Consider the following 15,975-nt stretch of genomic DNA (forward strand, 5'->3'; position numbering starts at 1 on the left):
GCATCCTGCCCCGCGGCGTGGGATGCTGTTCTGTATCCATGTAATTATGGATAGTTGAAAAAGTCAACGATTTATTTTTGGGACCATTGGAGCTGGGCATGTCGGTTGAAACACGGGACGAGCGCGCCATCGAGCCGGCAGCCAAGCTTATTGCGGCCTCGATCAGCCAGGATGCGGGTTTCCTGCTGGCCAAGCTGCACGCCTTCGGCTCAGTGCTCAACAACCGCGCCCTGGCCGAATTCGGCCTGAAGGAGCGTTCCTATTCCGTGCTGGCCCTGGCCAACAGCGGGCTTGAGCCGACGCAGCGGGAGATCGCCGAATTCCTGAGCCTGGACCCCAGCCAGATCGTGGCCCTGGTCGACGAACTTGAGAAGCGGCGCCTGGTGCTCCGCGCTCCCGGGCGGCAGGACAGGCGGGCCAAGACCGTCACTGCCACCAAAGACGGCGCGGAGCTCTACCGGCTGGCCGGGGCCGCCGCGCGGGATGCGGAGGCCGCCGCCCTGGGCGCCCTCAGCGCCGGTGAGGCCGAGGACCTGAAGGGCCTGCTGCGCAAGGCGCTCTGGGGTTCGGGCGCCTGACGCCGGGATCCAGCGAGGGCCCGGGGCCTTCCCGGTTCCCCGGTTGTGACACGCCGGTAAAGTCTACGTGACTAATGTTGTAATATCACGGACGGTCTGCTAGCCAAGAGGCATCCGCATCCTTCATGCTTAGCTATGACCTCACTGTCGAGCCAGTACCGGATCATCGCGGTCTGCACCGGAAACATCTGCCGGTCTCCGATGGCCGAGCTGATGCTGGCGGAGGCATTCCGGACCGAGGGCCTCGCGGAAGTCGTGGTGGATTCGGCCGGCACCACCGCCTATGAGGCCGGCCGTCCAATCGATCCGCGCGCCGCCCGCAAGCTCATGGTCCACAGCATTCCCTCAGACCGCCACGTGGCGCGCGCATGGCGGCCGGAATGGTTCCTGGCCCGCGAGCTCATCCTGGCCCTGGATGTGGACCACTATGGCTGGTTGCGGCAGGCGGCGCCGGACCGCGAGTCCCTGGCGAAGATCCGGATGCTGCGCAGCTTCGATCCGGCCGTTACCGGCAAGGACCCCCTGGACCAGGGCATAGAGGATCCCTGGTACGGCGGCCACACCGACTTCGAGACCACCTGGAACCTCATCCGGTCGTCGATTCCCGGGATCGTGCAGCATGTCCGCGCGCACTTGGAGGAGACAGGCCGCCAACACCACGGTGACGCAGGGCAGCGGGTACGCTCTATTTCATGAGCCCCGCACCTGTCATCATCGCCATCGACGGGCGGTCCGGAACAGGTAAGACCACCCTAGCCATCGAACTGGCGGCGCGGCTCCGGGAACACCACAAAGTCTCCCTCTTCCACCTTGAGGACATCTATCCCGGCTGGAACGGACTCGCCGCGGGCATCGAGCGCTACGTCTCCACGGTCCTTTCGCCGCTACGGCGCGGGGAACCCGCGGAATGGGTCAGCTGGGACTGGGACAAGCACTACGACGGCGAAACCCGCATCACCCGGCCGGCCGAGATAGTCCTCGTGGAAGGCGTCGGAGCAGCCGCCGAGGCAGCCCGGCCCCTGCTGGACGCCGTGATCTGGGCCGAGTCGCCTGACCCCGACCGGCGCACCCGGGCGATGGCGCGGGATGGTGCCACCTACGAACCGTACTGGGAGCAGTGGGCGGCGCAGGAGCAGGAGTGGCTGGCGGCCGATGACGTGCCGGCCCATGCCGACGTCCACGTGCTCAACCTCGCGGACGGCACGGCCCCGGAGGACGTCCTGCAGTCCCTCCAGTATCTTCCCGCGCTGGCACCCGCGCTCGTGCCCGAGCTCGCAGCCCGCCGCGGGCTGCAGCTGCGGGCCGAGCGGATCAATGCCGCACCGGATGCCGCCGTGTTGTTCGAGGCGCTCTTCGGCGGCTCGGCCAACGCCGTGTGGCTTGACTCGTCTTTGGACGTGGCCGGCCTCGCCCCCGCGGGCGCCGAGCGCAGCCGCTTCAGCGTTCTGGCGGACGACGGCGGCGCCTTCGGCCAGGCGGTCCGGCACAGTTCGGGCAAGACCTGCGTGAGCGTCGGCAATTCCACGCTGACAACTGAGGGAGGGTTTTTCCGCTGGCTCGACGGCGTCTGGGGACGCCGGGCCGTCCGCACCCCCGAGGGCTACCCTTGCGAGTTCGCCCTGGGCTGGCTGGGATATCTCGGCTACGAGCTCAAACGTGAGACGGGCGGCAGCGACGTCCCGGCCCTCACGCCCGATGCCTGCCTGATTTTTGCCGGCCGCGCAGTGGTCCTGGACCATGTGGAGCGCACTGCGTGGCTGCTGGCCCTGGACACGCCTGACGCCGACGATTGGCTCCAGGCCGCCGGCGCCGCGGTAGCAGCAGCGAACGCGGCGGGCCCATCACCCCTGGCGGGGACGGCCGAAAGCCGGGGCGGCGGCGTCGTGCTGCCCGGCGGTGCAGGTCTTCAGTTCACCGCCCGGGACACGGAAGCCGGCTACAAAGCCAAGATCGCCGAATCCCAGCTCGAGATTGCCGAGGGAAACACCTACGAGGTCTGCCTCACCACTGCGCTGTCCGCGGCAGTCCCGCTGACCGCCCCGACGGCGTCCAGCGCTGCCGGCGCGGTCGGCCTGGACCCGTGGCAGACGTACCTGGCGCTCCGGCGCAGGAATCCGGCCCCTTTTGCCAGCTACCTGAAATTCGGGGACCTCACCGTGGCAAGCACCTCCCCGGAGCGCTTCCTGCGGATCGCGGCTGACGGCGCAATGCGGGCCGAGCCGATCAAGGGCACCCGGGGCCGGGACGCGGAGCCCGGCAGGGACGCCGCGCTCCGGCAGGAGCTCGAGTCTTCGCCCAAGGACCGCGCGGAGAACATCATGATCGTTGACCTGCTCCGCAATGACCTCAGCCACTTCGCCGTGCCGGGTTCTGTGGCCGTGAGCCGGCTCTGCGCGATCGAAAGCTACGCGAGCGTCCATCAGATGGTCAGCACGATCGATGCCCGGCTGCGGCCGGGCCTGCCGCGCGCCGAGGCCGTCGCTGCCTGCTTCCCCGCCGGGTCCATGACGGGCGCCCCGAAGGTCAGCACCATGGCCATCCTGGACCGGCTCGAAGCCGCCCCCCGGGGCGTGTACTCGGGCGCGATCGGCTACTTCTCGCTCAACGGAGCCACCGATCTCGCCGTCGCAATCAGGACCCTGGTGATCAACGCCGAGGACGGCGCCACGGCGGCGCTGAGCCTCGGCGTCGGGGGCGCCATCACGGCGGACTCATCCCCTGAAGAGGAGTACGAGGAAGTCCGGACCAAGGCCTTCGGCATCCTCTCAGCGCTCGGCGCCGACTTCCCTCAAGGCTGAGGCCGTACCCTGGGACCCGGCCGCTGCGCCGGGGTTACTGCAGCGTGGCCGTGAGTCTCGCGACATTGTCCACGTACTTGATCCGCATTGGCCGCTTCGTCCAGTCCGCGAGCACGAGTTCATGCGAGATGTCGCGGTAGGTGTTCTCCACAGACCGGATCCTCTTCACGATGTCCTCGCCCAGGAGCATCACCGAGACCTCCAGGTTCAGCGAGAAGGACCGCATGTCCATGTTGCTCGAACCCAGCACGGCAACCTCGTCGTCGATCGTGAAGTGCTTGGCGTGCAGGACGAACGGCGCCTTGTAAAGGTAGATCCGCACCCCGGCCTCAAGCAGCGCCTCGTAGTAGGACTGCTGCGCGTGGTGGACCAGGAACTGGTCGCCCTTCTCCGAGACGAAGAGTTCGACGTCGACGCCCCGTTGCGCTGCCGTCGTCACGGCGTAAAGCAGGGAGTCGTCCGGGACGAAATACGGGCTGCAGATCGAGATCTTGTGCTGTGCCGAATAGATCAGCGTGTTGAAGAGCCGCAGGTTGTTCTCGGTGATGAAGCCGGGACCGCTGGGTACAACCTGGGCGGTGACGTTGCCGGCGTGGGACTCCGGCCGGTGCGCCAGCTGGTCCTCAAGGGATTCGTCGGTTTCGCTAAGCCAGTCGGTCGCGAAGACGACGTTGAGCGTGGTGACGATCGGCCCGCGCAGGCAGGCCATGAGCTCCACCCACTCCCGGCCCACCTTGCGGTGCCTGGGGTTGTTGTAGGACGGTTCGATCAGGTTCTGCGAGCCGGTGAAGGCAACCTCGCCGTCGATCACCATGATCTTGCGGTGGTTGCGCAGGTCCGGCCGGCGCCACTGTCCGTGGACGGGGTTCAGCGGCAGCATGGGCCGCCAGCGGATCTTGCTGGCCTTGAGCCGGGCAATGAGTTTGCGGTACCCCTTGATGCGCAGCGTGCCGAGGTGGTCGAAAAGGATCCGGACTTCCACGCCGCGCTCGGCAGCGTCCTCGAGGGCAGTAAACAGGTCATCGGTGATGTGGTCCGTGCTCATGATGTAGAACTCGGCGTTGACGAAGGTCTTGGCTTCGCGGACAGCCGCGGCCATGGCCTTGACGGAATCCGGGTAGCCCGGCAGCAGCTCCACGCTGTTGCCGTCCACCATCGGCAGGGACCCGAGGGTCTTGTTCAGTTCGGCAGCGGAGCCCACCCACTCGGGTCCGTCATAGTCGCTTTCGACGGCGGACAGCTGGGACGTGCCTGCGCGGACCCGCTTGTTCACGGCGTCCTGCTGGGCCCTGCGCTTGCGCGAGAGGCGGAAATTGCCGAAGAGCAGGAACAGCACCAGGCCCACGGACGGCACGAAGAAGATCCCCAGGAGCCAGGCCATGGCGGTGGTGGGCCGGCGGTTGCCGGGGATGATGCCCAGTGCCAGCACACGGATGACGAGGTCGATCAGGGTCAGGATCAGAATCACCCAGGACGGGAATATCCCGGTCAGCGGAAACGGCCACAGCACAGGCGAACCCCTCAAAGCTACAGACCCGCGGAACAGTTCCGGAACGGGCAACCTGCAAATCCTATCCCGGCATCGGCCGCACTAAGCTGTAGCCATGACTTCTCCTGCCGCTGTTCCCGTGCCCGCCACGGTGTTGGTCTTCCTGGATTCCGAGTTCGAGAACGGCCGCATTGTCGACGCCTCCACGCCACAGCTGATGGCCACGGACCAAGGTGCTACCCGCGGCGACGGCGTGTTCGAGTCCCTGCTGGCCGTCGGCGGCCATCCCCGCAAGATCCAGGCCCACCTGAACCGTCTGGCCGGCTCGGCCCGGCTCCTGGACCTGGACATTCCGGCCGAGGACGCATGGCGGCGCGCGATCGACACCGCGATCCGTGAGTACCGGAACCAGCACGATCCCGCCACGGTCGACGTCGTCGGCATGGAAGCGAACACAGAAGCGGGCACGGATGAAGTCGTCGTGAAGCTGCTGGCCAGCCGCGGGGTCGAGGGCGCGTCGGCGCCCACCTGCTGGGTCCAGGCATCCCCGCCCCCGGCTGCCGGCAGGCGCCAGCGGGAGACCGGGATCGATGTGATCCTGCTGGACCGCGGCTACGACAGCGACATCGGCGAGCGCGCCCCGTGGCTCCTGCTCGGCGCCAAGACGCTCTCCTATGCCGTGAACATGGCGGCCCTGCGATACGCCCACAAGCACGGCGCCGACGACGTCATCTTCACCTCCTCGGACGGACGGGTCCTGGAGGGCCCGACGTCGACCGTGCTGCTGGCGCATCTGGAAACCTCCGACGACGGCGCCGGCGGCGTCCGCACGGTCCGGAGGCTCATCACACCCCAGCTGGACAGCGGCATCCTGCCGGGAACGTCCCAGGGTGCCTTGTTCACGGCAGCCAAGGCAGCCGGCTGGGAACTGGGCTACGGACCCCTGGAACCAAAGGATCTGATGGACGCCGACGCCGTGTGGCTGATCTCAAGCATCCGGCTCCTGGCGCCCGTCAATCACATCGACGGCCAGGAAATCGGCACCCCGGCGCTGCGCAAGCAGCTGACGGCGGAGCTCGACGCGCTCTTCGCCACGGTCCAATAACGCCGGCATCCACCCCCGCCCCAACCCTAAGCAACGCGGGGCAGTCATTTAAGGCGCCCATCCCCAGTCCCGGTATCCAGTGGTCGCGGCGACAGTGCCAGACCCTCGACGCTGACGGCGCCGTTCCGGGCCAGCTTGTTCCACAGCGCTTCCTTGCCGCGGAGTTCCTGGGCCAGCGCTGCCACCATCGTCAGGCCCGTGAACACCGGGTAGCACGGAATGAGCGGGAGCGCCCATACGTGACGCAGGTCCTTCCGCGCCCGGTTCATGCCCAGCGCAAACACGGAGAGGACGACTGTGACGCAGAGCCCGGTCCAGCCAAGGAAACCCCATACCTCGGCGTCCAGCGGACTGCGGCCGAGGGCGAGCAGGAACGCCAGATAGGGAAGAGCCAGGAGCTGGGCAACCGGGAGGACCACCATCGTCAAGGCAGTGAACAGCAGGTACGCCCCGAACCGGCCGTGGCGGGGGTTGCCGATCATCCCCGTGTGGGCACCCATGGTTTGCAGCAGGCCGCGGGCCCGCCGGACACGGTGCCGCCAGAGCGCGCCGATGGTCAACGGCGACTCCGCATAGACGAGGGCACGCGGGGCGAAGACCACCCGGTAGCCGGCCTTGTGCACCCGCCAGGTCAGTTCCAGGTCCTCCCCCACCATGTCTTCCCGTAACGGCCCGATGTCCTCGATGACCGCGCGGCGGAACGCCCCGATGTGGCCGGAGACGACGGGAAGGCCGCCGATCAGCGCCAGCGCGCGCCGGACCATGCCGATTTCGATGTGGCTGGTGAAGGCCGGCACCCGGGTTTGCACCCGGTTCAGATTCACCGCCCTGTCGTCGCCGCAGACAGCGCCGGTGCGCTTGTCCTCGAAGCCCCGGAGCATCCGGAGGACCGTGCGGGCGGAAAAGGTCCCGTCCGCATCAGCGAACATGAGGACGTCGCCGGTGGCGTTGCGGATGCCCAGGTTAAGGGCGGCCCCCTTGCCGGCGTTGGCCTGCGTCAGGACGGTGATCCGCGGATCGGCTGCCGCGAGGCCTTGCATCAGCCCGGCGGTGTTGTCGGTGGAACCGTCGTCCACGAGGATGACGTCGTACCGGTCGTACCGGGTGAGCTGGATGGACCGAACGCAGTCCTCAATGACCGTTGCCTCGTTGTAGGCCGGGACAATGATCGAGACGCTGGGCCACTCATCCAGGAGAGTTGGCACACCGCGGCGCCGCCGACGGGAGGCCCGGACTTCGAACCAGACCGCCAACGGCAGGATCAGGAGTTTCACGAGACCGGACACGAGGATCGGCAAGCCGAGGAGCAAAAGCAGGAACAGTGCCCCCGGGACCGCTGGTTCAAACCAGGACACTGGCGTAGGCTCCCGCGCCTGGACGGAACGATGCCGGGTTGAAAGAGGGAAGCGTGAACGACGCCAGGACGGCATCGAGGAGTTCGGGAGCAGCTTCGCTGTTCGCGCCGAAGCGGGCGGTCACCGCAAGCACCACCGGGGTCCCGTCCCCGCGGCGTCGGACATCGACATCGACCGGGCCGGTCAGACCGAGAGCCCGGACGGCAGCCATCGCCACATTGCCCACGTCCATGGACTCTCCCGTTCCCAAACGGCGGGCGGACACCGCGTTACCGTCGGCCAGTTCGGTCTTTTCGACGACGACGGCGAACGGCGCCGTGCTGTTGTGCGCGGGCGTGCCGAAGACCATGGGCCCGTACCCGGTGCCAGGGATGAACTCCTGGACAATCTGCCCTTCCGGAAGGCTGGCCCAATCCACACCGGTGGTGCCGTCGACGACGATCACCCCGCGTCCGCCGCGGCAGACCCGCGGCCTGATCACGACAGGGCCGCCGAGCGCGGCCATCGCGGCGCCTGCGTCGGCGAAATCACCGGGGACGCCGAAGCGGGGGACGGGGACGCCTCCCTGCCGGAGTTGCCACGCGGTGAAGAGCTTGTCGTTGGCGAGGGCCACCGGGCCGGGGTCCCCGATGATGACGCGCACGTCCGCCCCGAACCCGGCACGGGCCGCCGCGATCTGCGGAAGTTCCTCGCTGAGCGTCGGGATCACCAGGTCGATCTTCTCGCCGGCAATGAGCCGGCGCAGCGCCGAAATCCTTTCCGGATCGGTGGCGGGAGGGACCGCGACGACGGTGAGGCCGGCCTCGGCGGGAAGGTCACGGAAGTCTGTGCCAAGGACCGGAAAGCCCCGGGCCCTGAGCTGGGCGGCGACGGCGCGGCCCGCGGGCCCGCCGATGCCGGTGACGAGGATGCGGGGCATCAGAGTTTCTCCATTTCGGTGCTGAGCGGGCGGACGGGAGCCAACCGAACGTGCACTCCCAGTAAATGCGAGCGGCCCGGGGGAACGCCCGAGTAGGCACCACTCGAACTGTCGGGCCGGAACCGGAATCCCGCACGGGTAATACCCCCTCTTGTGGCACTACGGCGCCTTGTCTTTGACCCGGTTTTTGACCGCCGGGGGCCCGGGCCGCCCGGGGAGACCGAGCGCCGCGGGCGGGCCGGTTACTTAACATGACGACGGCGGCGGTGCGGGCCGGAGAAGTAAGTGTTACGTTTTTGGGGAGTAATGAGAACCGGCGTCAAGCCCTGACTGGCCGGTCGGCAACCCTCCTCCCACGGCGGGGTGCCTCAGGTGAAGACTCGGCATCATCGACCATTCGATCTGCAAGCGTGAAAGAAGGAGATCCGTCATGCCTGACGCGTCCACCCCAGCGGCACCTCCCGCCGCACCCGAAACGGCCGCGGAGGAAAAACTGGCCTACCGGCTTTTCACCGGCCCCGATGACCGCGCCTTCTGCGAGCGTGTCTCGGCCGCACTGGCCGACGGCTACGTCCTGCATGGAAGCGCCTCGGCCACCTTCGACGGCAGCACCGTGATCGTGGCCCAGGCCGTCGTCCTGCCGGCCGCCATCGCCAGCGCGGACGCCGCCGTCGCCAGCGCTGTGGATGATCTGGAGAGCGACGGTTTCGGCTCGGAAGACGCCTTCGAGGGCCACTCATGACCTACGCCGGAGACCTCAGCCCACAGGAGGCCTGGGCCAAGCTGCAGGACGGCGCCATACTGGTGGACGTCCGCACGGAGGGCGAATGGGCCCACATCGGCATCCCGGAAACCGCGGCCGCGACCGAACAGCCAAACGGCCCCCTGTTCATCCAGTGGAACCTTGCCGGCGGCGTCCCCAATTCGCGGTTCATCGCCGAACTGAAGGCGCGGGTGCCGGAGGACACCGCCGTCGAACTCGTGTTCCTCTGCCGCTCCGGGGCCCGCTCCATCGCTGCTGCGACCGCAGCCACGCAGGCCGGGTACACCTCGTACAACGTCCTCGAAGGCTTCGAAGGCGAACCGGACCGCTACGGCGACCGGACCGTCAACGGCTGGAAGAACCGCGGCCTGCCCACCAGCATTGGAAAGAAATAAGTGACTTTCAACCCCGACGCCGCCGGCTGGAGCCCCGACACCCAGGCTGTCCGCGGCGGCCTTGACCGCACCGGCTTCCAGGAAACCACCGAACCGATCTTCCTGAGCTCCGGATTTGTCTACGAATCCGCCGCCGCCGCCGAGCGCGCCTTCACCGGCGAGGACGAGCGCTTCGTCTACTCCCGCTACGGCAACCCCTCGGTCGCGACCTTCCAGGAACGGCTCCGGCTGCTCGAAGGCACCGAGGCATGCTTCGCCACGGCATCGGGCATGTCCGCCGTCTTCACTGCTCTCGGCGCGCTGCTCGGGGCCGGTGACCGTGTGGTCGCGGCCCGCTCGCTCTTCGGCTCCTGCTTCGTGATTCTCAACGAAATCCTGCCCCGCTGGGGCGTGGAGACGGTCTTCGTCGACGGCCCGGACCTGGACCAGTGGCGGACCGCGTTGTCCAAGCCGACGACGGCGGTCTTCTTCGAGTCGCCGTCGAACCCGATGCAGGAAATCGTCGACATCGCCGCGGTGAGCGAACTCGCGCACGCCGCGGGAGCCACCGTCGTCGTCGACAACGTCTTCGCCACTCCCCTGCTGCAGCGCTGCGGAGACCTCGGCGCGGACGTGATCGTCTACTCCGGCACCAAGCACATTGACGGGCAGGGCCGGGTCCTGGGGGGTGCCATCCTGGGAACCAAGGAGTTCGTGGACGGGCCCGTCAAGCAGCTCATGCGGCACACCGGTCCGGCACTGTCCGCCTTCAACGCCTGGGTCCTGGCCAAGGGCCTGGAAACCATGGCGCTGCGCGTCAACCACTCCTCGGCGTCGGCGCTGCGCCTGGCCCAATGGCTGGAAGAGCAGCCCGCCGTCGGTTGGGTCAAGTATCCGCTGCTGCAGTCCCACCCGCAGTACGATCTCGCCGCGAAGCAGATGAAGGCCGGCGGCACCGTACTCACGCTGGAGCTTTGCCCCTCGCCAGGGCGCTCCGCGAAAGAGGCGGCCTTCGCCCTCCTTGATGCGCTGCGGATCATCGACATCTCCAACAACCTGGGTGATTCGAAGTCCCTCATCACGCACCCGGCGACGACGACCCACCGCGCCATGGGCCCGGAAGGCCGGGCGTCGATCGGACTGAGTGACGGCGTAGTGCGGCTGTCCGTGGGCCTGGAAGACGTCGAGGACCTCATCCGCGACCTCGGGCAGGCGCTCAAGCAGATCTAGCCGGAACTGCCTTCCCGATGCCCTGCTGCGTTGTCACGTTGACCGCGTGGGCAACGACGCCGGCCAGCCCGGCATCGCTGAAGTGGCGGCGCTGTGCCTGGGAACCGGTGCCCTGCTCGAGGATCCGCTTCACGCCCGCGCGTACCAGGGGGAGTTCGCCCTGCTCTGCCAGCACCGGTGCCACGTAGTCCACGAGCGCTTCGACGACCTCCCGGGCAGGGGCGGGCCGGAAGCTGCCGAAATCCAGCAGCTGCCCGGCCACACCGCAGTTGCTCGCCTGCCAGGCGGCCATCCGCAGGAGAACCGTGGGCACGGGGGCGGGCTCGACGCCGTCGTTCCACTCCCGGCTTGCCGATTCCACGAGCGCGCGCACCAGGACCGCGATCAGTGCGGTGTCCTCGGACCCGAGGCACACGTCGGCCACCCTGATCTCCACGGTCGGATGGTGCCGGCACAGCCGGGCGTCGAAGTAGATCATGCCTTCGTCGAACAGCACGCCGCTTTCCAGCAGCCTGCGGACCACGCGCCGGTAGACGGCCAGGCTGCCGAAGATCATCGACGGGCCCGCAGCCGGCCACCGGTTCCAGGCCTGCGTACGGTAGCTTTCGAATCCTGTCTCCGCGCCATTCCAGAAGGGCGAGTTGGCGCTGAGCGCTATCAGCACGGCCAGCTTGTCGCGGATCCTGTCCATGACCGCGACCCCCTCTTCGGGGGACTCGACGAAGGTGTGGACGTGGAGGCCGCACGTCAGCTGGTCGCGGACAGTGACGCCGAACCGTCGCTCCATGGTGGCGTACCGCGGCTTGGGCGTGGTGTGGGTCTCCGGGGCAAGCGGGGACGTGGCCAGGGCCGCCACGCGGGCGCCGTGCATCCGGGCGGCCTGGTCCGCGGCGGTCCTGCCCTGCCGGATTTCCGCCAGCAGTCGTGCATGATCCAGGCACGGCACGGTCTGGGTTTCGATCTGTTCGAGCTTGAGCTCGTAACTGAATCCGGCGTCGTCGTGGCACACAATGTCCCGGGGATTCAGGCGCGCCATGAGGGCGTCCGCCAGGGCAAGCGGGGACCCCGTCCCCGGGTCGACAATCAGGAGCTCTTCCTCAACGCCGAAAGTGCGCATGCATCTATTGTGCGCGGGAGGACAGGGCCCGCGCCAGAACGCGGCGCCACTCCGCGCCCGTCCCGGGGCCCCGGACGGGCGGGGTGACCGCGCGGCTCAGCCCGGGACGGGCCGGGGAATCAGTCCTGGAAGTACTCGATCTTCGCGCCGATGGTGTTGAGCCGCTCGGCCAGGTCCTCGTAGCCGCGTTCAATGACATAGATGTTGCGCAGTTCCGAGACTCCGCGGGCGGCAAGCATGGCCAGCAGCAGGCAGGCGGCCGGACGGAGGGCAGGCGGGCAGCCCACCTCGGCCGCACGCCACTTGGTGGGCCCGTTGACGTAGATCCGGTGGGGGTCAAGCAGCTGCACCTGGGCGCCCAGCTTGTTCAGTTCGGTCAGGTAGATCGCCCGGTTCTCGTAGACCCAATCGTGGATCATGGTCTGTCCCTGGGCGTTGGCAGCAATGACGGCGAAGAACGGCAGGTTGTCGATGTTCAGGCCGGGGAACGGCATGGGGTGGATCTTGTCTTCCGGCGCGCGCAGCTCCGAGGGTTTGGTGGTGACGTCGACCAGCCGGGTCCGGCCGTTGCGGGCCACGTACTCGCCGGAGATTTCAAGCCGCTGGCCCATCTGTTCCAGCGTGGCGAGCTCGATTTCCATGAACTCGATCGGGACGCGGCGGATGGTGACTTCCGAGTTCGTCACGATGCCGGCGGTGATGAGGCTCATCGCCTCGATCGGGTCCTCGGACGGGAAGTATTCGATATCCACGTCCACGGACGGGCGGCCGGTGATCTTCAGTGTCGTGGTGCCGACGCCCTCGATCGCCACGCCGAGCATCTGCAGGTAGAAGCACAGGTCCTGCACCATGTAGTTGGGGCTGGCGTTGCGGATGATCGTGGTGCCCCGGCGGTGCGCGGCTGCCATGATGGCGTTTTCGGTGACGGTGTCACCGCGTTCGCTCAGCACGAAGGATCGGTCGTCGCCGTCCGACGGCGGCGCCTGCACGGCGTAGAACCCGGACTTCGCCTCGACGCTGAGGCCGAACTGGCGCAGCGCCTGCATGTGCGGCTGCACCGTGCGGGTGCCGAGGTCGCAGCCGCCAGCGTAGGGCAGCCGGTATTCGCCGGATTCGTCCAGCAGGGGGCCCAGCAGCATGATGACGCTGCGGGTCCGGCGGGCGGCCTCGACGTCCATGGACGCGAGGTCCAGGACCGCGGGCCGGCGGATCTGGAGATCGTTCGCGTTGAGCCAGGTGCATTCGACGCCGATGCTGGTCAGGACCTCGACGATCCGGTTGACCTCTTCGATCCTGGCCAGGCGGCGAAGGGTGGTGGTGCCGCGGTTGATGAGGCTGGCGCAGAGCAGGGCCACGCCGGCGTTCTTGCTGCTGTTGACATCCACGGCGCCGGAGAGGGTGCGGCCGCCCTCAACCCGGAGGTGGGTCATCTGCGGCCGGCCCACTTTGACGATCGTCCGGCCGACGATGGTCTCCAGCCGCTGGATCATCTTCAGGCTCAGGTTCTGCTTGCCCTGCTCCATCCGGGCGATCGCGCTCTGGCTGGTGCCCAGTTCGGCGGCCAGCTGTCCCTGCGTCCAGCCCTTCTCCCCGCGGGCATCGCGGAGAAGGACGCCTACGTATTCAGCAGTCTGTTGAGTCATTCCAGAAAAATATCACGGATGAGTTATCCGCCCCGGCAATCACGCCCGGAATGGCGTTAATCTCACACCGTTACCCGCGCTGTGCGATAACCGGGGCGGCGCCCGCGGCGGCCCGCAGGGCCGCCTTCGGTGCGGGAAGCGGGCGCTGCGCCGTTCCGGCGTCGGAATCTGTTATTGCCGGGTGAGGAAGACGAGGTTCCAGGTACCGGCCCCGAGCGCGGCCGCCGCGGCGGCCGCGGCGATGCCCAGACCGCCCAGCAGAACCCAGATGTCGAGTCTGCTGAACGTCGAGGCCCTCGCCCAGGTCCGTGCAGCGCCGCCGAAGCCCCGGGCTTCCATGGTGACGGCGAGCCGGGAAGCGCGCCGGATGGCCTGCACCATCAGCCCGAAACTCTGCCCCAAAGTCGCACGGAGCCGTTGATACGGGTTGCCGCGCGAGCCCACACCGCGGGCACGCCGGGCCATGCCGATGGTCTGCCATTCCTCGGCCATGAGCCCCACGAGGCGCATGGCCGCCAGGGTGCCCAGGACGAAGCGGTGCGGAAGCTTAGCGTTCTGCGCCAGGGCGTCCGCCAGGTCCGTGGGATCGGTGCAGCTCATCAGCAGCACCGCGGGCAGCGCGATGGCGAGTCCGCGGAGCATGAAGCCGAGGCCCAGCTGCAGGGATCCGGCGCTGATGGACCAGATGCCGGCATCGAACAATATGGGTCCGGTGTCCGGCGCGAGGATAGCGGTGCTCCAGCCGCCCAGCGCCGCGGCGAGCGTCAGCGGCCAGCCCCGCTGCGAGAGGAGGGGAACGGTCAGCCCGGCCAGGGGGACAAGCATCAGTTCGAAGGCAAGCGCCACGGACGCCGAGACCCAGTCGATCGACAATGCCAGCACCAGGGTGATCATGACGACGGCGGCGAACTTGGCCAGCGGATTGGCCCGGGTCAGCAGGGAACGGTTGCCGCGCAGGCTCAGGACTTCCCTCATGGCGCCGCCACCTCCAGCCCCGGTGCGTTGAGGCTGAGTTCGGCGCCGCCGAGGACGGCGGTAAATTCCTGATCGTGCGTGACGGAGACGACGGCCGTTCCGGCCTCGAGGAGCTCGGAAAGGAACGAGGCGAGCTCGGCCCAGGTGTTGGCATCCTGACCGAACGTGGGTTCGTCGAGCACCAGCACCCGAGGGTGGGCGGCGAGCACGGTGGCCACCGAGAGCCGCCGCTTTTCACCGCCGGAGAGCGTGTAGGGGTTGGCGTCCACCAGCTCCGTCAGCCGCAGCCGCTCCAGCAGCTCGTCCACACGCTCCTCGCCATAGCCGAGGTGCCTGGGCCCGAACATCAGCTCGTCAAGCACGCGGCCTGTGACGAACTGGTGCTCGGGTTCCTGGAAGACGGTCCCGATCCTGGCGATCAGCTGCTGGGCCTTCCACCGGTACGGGTCGATCCCGGCGCCTGCGCTGAGCTCCATCGTTGCGGAGACCGCCCCGGAGACAGGCTGCAGGAGACCGGCCAGGGTAAGGGCAAAGGTCGACTTCCCCGAACCGTTGGGTCCGGTGATGGTCAGGGCCGCCCCCGCACGGACCCGCGCTGTGATGCCGGACTGCACGGGATGCGGCGGAATGGTCCGGAACCCCCCGCGCCAGCCCGCCCGGCGCGGCCGCTCACGGGACACCGCCAGGTCTTCCGCGGCCAGCAGCAGCGCTCCGGCCGCCACCCCGGCTGCCCCGGACGTCCCGAGGGTCCCGGCTGTCCCCGCCGTACCCCCCGCTGAACGGGCCCGCGTCGTTGGCACATGCCCCGGCACCCAGACGCCCGCAGCAATGAGCATGTCCCGCGCCTGCTCCAGCACCTGGTCGGGGGGCCCGTCGATCAGCACGGCGGATTCCGTGGCCGACCCCGGCTGCAGCACCACGATCCGGTCCACGAGGTCTTTCCACACGGCCACGCGGTGTTCCACCACAACCAGGGTGGCCCCGGTCTTGTCCAGGCTGCGGCCCACGGCGTCGCGGACTTCCAGGACGCCGGCAGGGTCCAGATTGGCGGTGGGTTCGTCGAGAAGGAGCAGACCGGGACGCATCGCCAGGATGCCGGCAAGCGCCAGTCGCTGCTTCTGCCCGCCGGAGAGGGCCGACGTCGGGTGGTCCAGCGGCAGCCGGCCCAGCCCGACGTCGTCGAGCGCTTCCTTCACACGCCGCCAGATTCTCTCCGGTGGCACGGAAAGGTTCTCCGCCCCGAAGGCGACGTCGTCGCCGAGGCGCGAGAGCACCACTTGGGTTTCCGGGTCCTGCTGCATGAGCCCGGCCCGGCCGCGCTGCGCGCGTGGCGGAGCGCCGTCGATCAGGAGGCTCCCTGTCTCGTCGGAATCCTCCGCCTCCGCGGGCAGGCCCGGCGAACCGGCTCCGCCCGCGGCGCCGGCGGAACTGTCGCCGAGCACGCCCGCCAGGGCGTGGAGCAGCGTGGACTTGCCGGCGCCGGAAGGGCCCAGCAGCAGCACCCGTTCCCCGGGCCGGATGTCCAGGTCCAGTCCGTTGACCGCGGGCCGGGGCCGGCCGGCGTGCCGCCAGCCCCAGCCGCGGGCCGTGACCGCTGCCGGGCGGACCGTGTTGGAAGGTGTCATGTGC

14 protein-coding genes and 1 riboswitch are annotated in these 15,975 nt (G+C 68.4%); of the genes, 7 read left to right on the forward strand and 7 right to left on the reverse strand.

The window, feature by feature from the left end; all coding sequences use genetic code 11:
* Positions 1-98: 98 nt before the first annotated feature.
* The 3 genes from AC1DCZ_RS12320 (at position 99) to AC1DCZ_RS12330 (ending at position 3,376) form a co-directional block, all read left to right on the forward strand.
* Entirely contained in the window at positions 99-578 is a 480-nt protein-coding gene (locus tag AC1DCZ_RS12320) for a MarR family winged helix-turn-helix transcriptional regulator (RefSeq protein WP_476974836.1), read from the forward strand.
* A gap of 135 nt (positions 579-713) precedes the next feature.
* Entirely contained in the window at positions 714-1,274 is a 561-nt protein-coding gene (locus AC1DCZ_RS12325) for a low molecular weight protein-tyrosine-phosphatase (RefSeq protein WP_476974837.1), read from the forward strand.
* Positions 1,271-3,376 (forward strand): chorismate-binding protein, encoded by a 2,106-nt coding sequence (locus AC1DCZ_RS12330; RefSeq protein WP_476974838.1) that lies wholly within the window; start codon positions 1,271-1,273, stop codon positions 3,374-3,376. Before AC1DCZ_RS12325 ends, AC1DCZ_RS12330 begins: the two co-directional genes overlap by 4 nt.
* Positions 3,377-3,410: 34 nt before the next feature.
* Here the strand turns inward: AC1DCZ_RS12330 and cls are convergent, their stop codons facing one another.
* Positions 3,411-4,886: a cardiolipin synthase gene (cls, locus tag AC1DCZ_RS12335; protein WP_476974839.1), complete on the reverse strand. Its 1,476-nt coding sequence runs from the start codon at positions 4,884-4,886 to the stop codon at positions 3,411-3,413.
* A gap of 94 nt (positions 4,887-4,980) precedes the next feature.
* On the opposite strand from cls, the gene AC1DCZ_RS12340 reads away from it, so the two are divergent.
* Complete coding sequence (locus AC1DCZ_RS12340; protein ID WP_476974840.1) at positions 4,981-5,970, forward strand: aminodeoxychorismate lyase; 990 nt, start codon at positions 4,981-4,983, stop codon at positions 5,968-5,970.
* A gap of 44 nt (positions 5,971-6,014) precedes the next feature.
* On the opposite strand, the gene AC1DCZ_RS12345 is transcribed toward AC1DCZ_RS12340, so the two are convergent.
* Both AC1DCZ_RS12345 and AC1DCZ_RS12350 read right to left on the reverse strand, forming a co-directional pair.
* Positions 6,015-7,325 carry a glycosyltransferase family 2 protein gene (locus AC1DCZ_RS12345; protein ID WP_476974841.1) on the reverse strand — a complete coding sequence of 437 codons (1,311 nt, stop codon included), beginning with the start codon at positions 7,323-7,325 and terminating at the stop codon, positions 6,015-6,017.
* Entirely contained in the window at positions 7,312-8,244 is a 933-nt protein-coding gene (locus AC1DCZ_RS12350; protein ID WP_476974842.1) for an ATP-grasp domain-containing protein, read from the reverse strand. Before AC1DCZ_RS12350 ends, AC1DCZ_RS12345 begins: the two co-directional genes overlap by 14 nt.
* A 302-nt stretch (positions 8,245-8,546) precedes the next feature.
* A riboswitch (SAM riboswitch) is annotated at positions 8,547-8,661 on the forward strand.
* Between the two features lie 13 nt (positions 8,662-8,674).
* Between AC1DCZ_RS12350 and AC1DCZ_RS12355 the strand changes: the two genes are divergently transcribed.
* Genes AC1DCZ_RS12355 through AC1DCZ_RS12365 form a run of 3 tightly spaced genes read left to right on the forward strand, consistent with a single transcriptional unit; the run spans position 8,675 to position 10,611 of the window.
* Positions 8,675-8,986, forward strand: coding sequence for a DUF1737 domain-containing protein (locus tag AC1DCZ_RS12355; protein ID WP_476974843.1), 312 nt, complete (start codon positions 8,675-8,677; stop codon positions 8,984-8,986).
* Positions 8,983-9,402, forward strand: a complete 420-nt coding sequence (locus AC1DCZ_RS12360; protein ID WP_476974844.1) for a rhodanese-like domain-containing protein — start codon at positions 8,983-8,985, stop codon at positions 9,400-9,402. The genes AC1DCZ_RS12355 and AC1DCZ_RS12360 overlap by 4 nt, the downstream gene beginning before the upstream one ends.
* The gene (locus AC1DCZ_RS12365; protein ID WP_476974845.1) at positions 9,403-10,611 is read left to right on the forward strand and encodes an O-succinylhomoserine sulfhydrylase; all 1,209 of its coding nucleotides are present in this window, start codon (positions 9,403-9,405) and stop codon (positions 10,609-10,611) included.
* Here AC1DCZ_RS12365 and AC1DCZ_RS12370 read toward each other — a convergent pair.
* From AC1DCZ_RS12370 to AC1DCZ_RS12385, 4 genes are all read right to left on the reverse strand, one after another.
* Entirely contained in the window at positions 10,598-11,728 is a 1,131-nt protein-coding gene (locus AC1DCZ_RS12370) for a glutamate--cysteine ligase 2 (protein ID WP_476974846.1), read from the reverse strand. The genes AC1DCZ_RS12365 and AC1DCZ_RS12370 overlap by 14 nt on opposite strands.
* 119 nt (positions 11,729-11,847) lie before the next feature.
* Positions 11,848-13,371: a UDP-N-acetylglucosamine 1-carboxyvinyltransferase gene (locus AC1DCZ_RS12375; protein ID WP_476974847.1), complete on the reverse strand. Its 1,524-nt coding sequence runs from the start codon at positions 13,369-13,371 to the stop codon at positions 11,848-11,850.
* Positions 13,372-13,542: 171 nt separating this feature from the next.
* Positions 13,543-14,346, reverse strand: coding sequence for an energy-coupling factor transporter transmembrane component T family protein (locus tag AC1DCZ_RS12380; RefSeq protein ID WP_476974848.1), 804 nt, complete (start codon positions 14,344-14,346; stop codon positions 13,543-13,545).
* The gene (locus AC1DCZ_RS12385) at positions 14,343-15,971 is read right to left on the reverse strand and encodes an ABC transporter ATP-binding protein (protein ID WP_476974849.1); all 1,629 of its coding nucleotides are present in this window, start codon (positions 15,969-15,971) and stop codon (positions 14,343-14,345) included. Before AC1DCZ_RS12385 ends, AC1DCZ_RS12380 begins: the two co-directional genes overlap by 4 nt.
* Positions 15,972-15,975 lie beyond the last annotated feature (4 nt).

The organism is Arthrobacter sp. 10N418 (assembly GCF_056394725.1).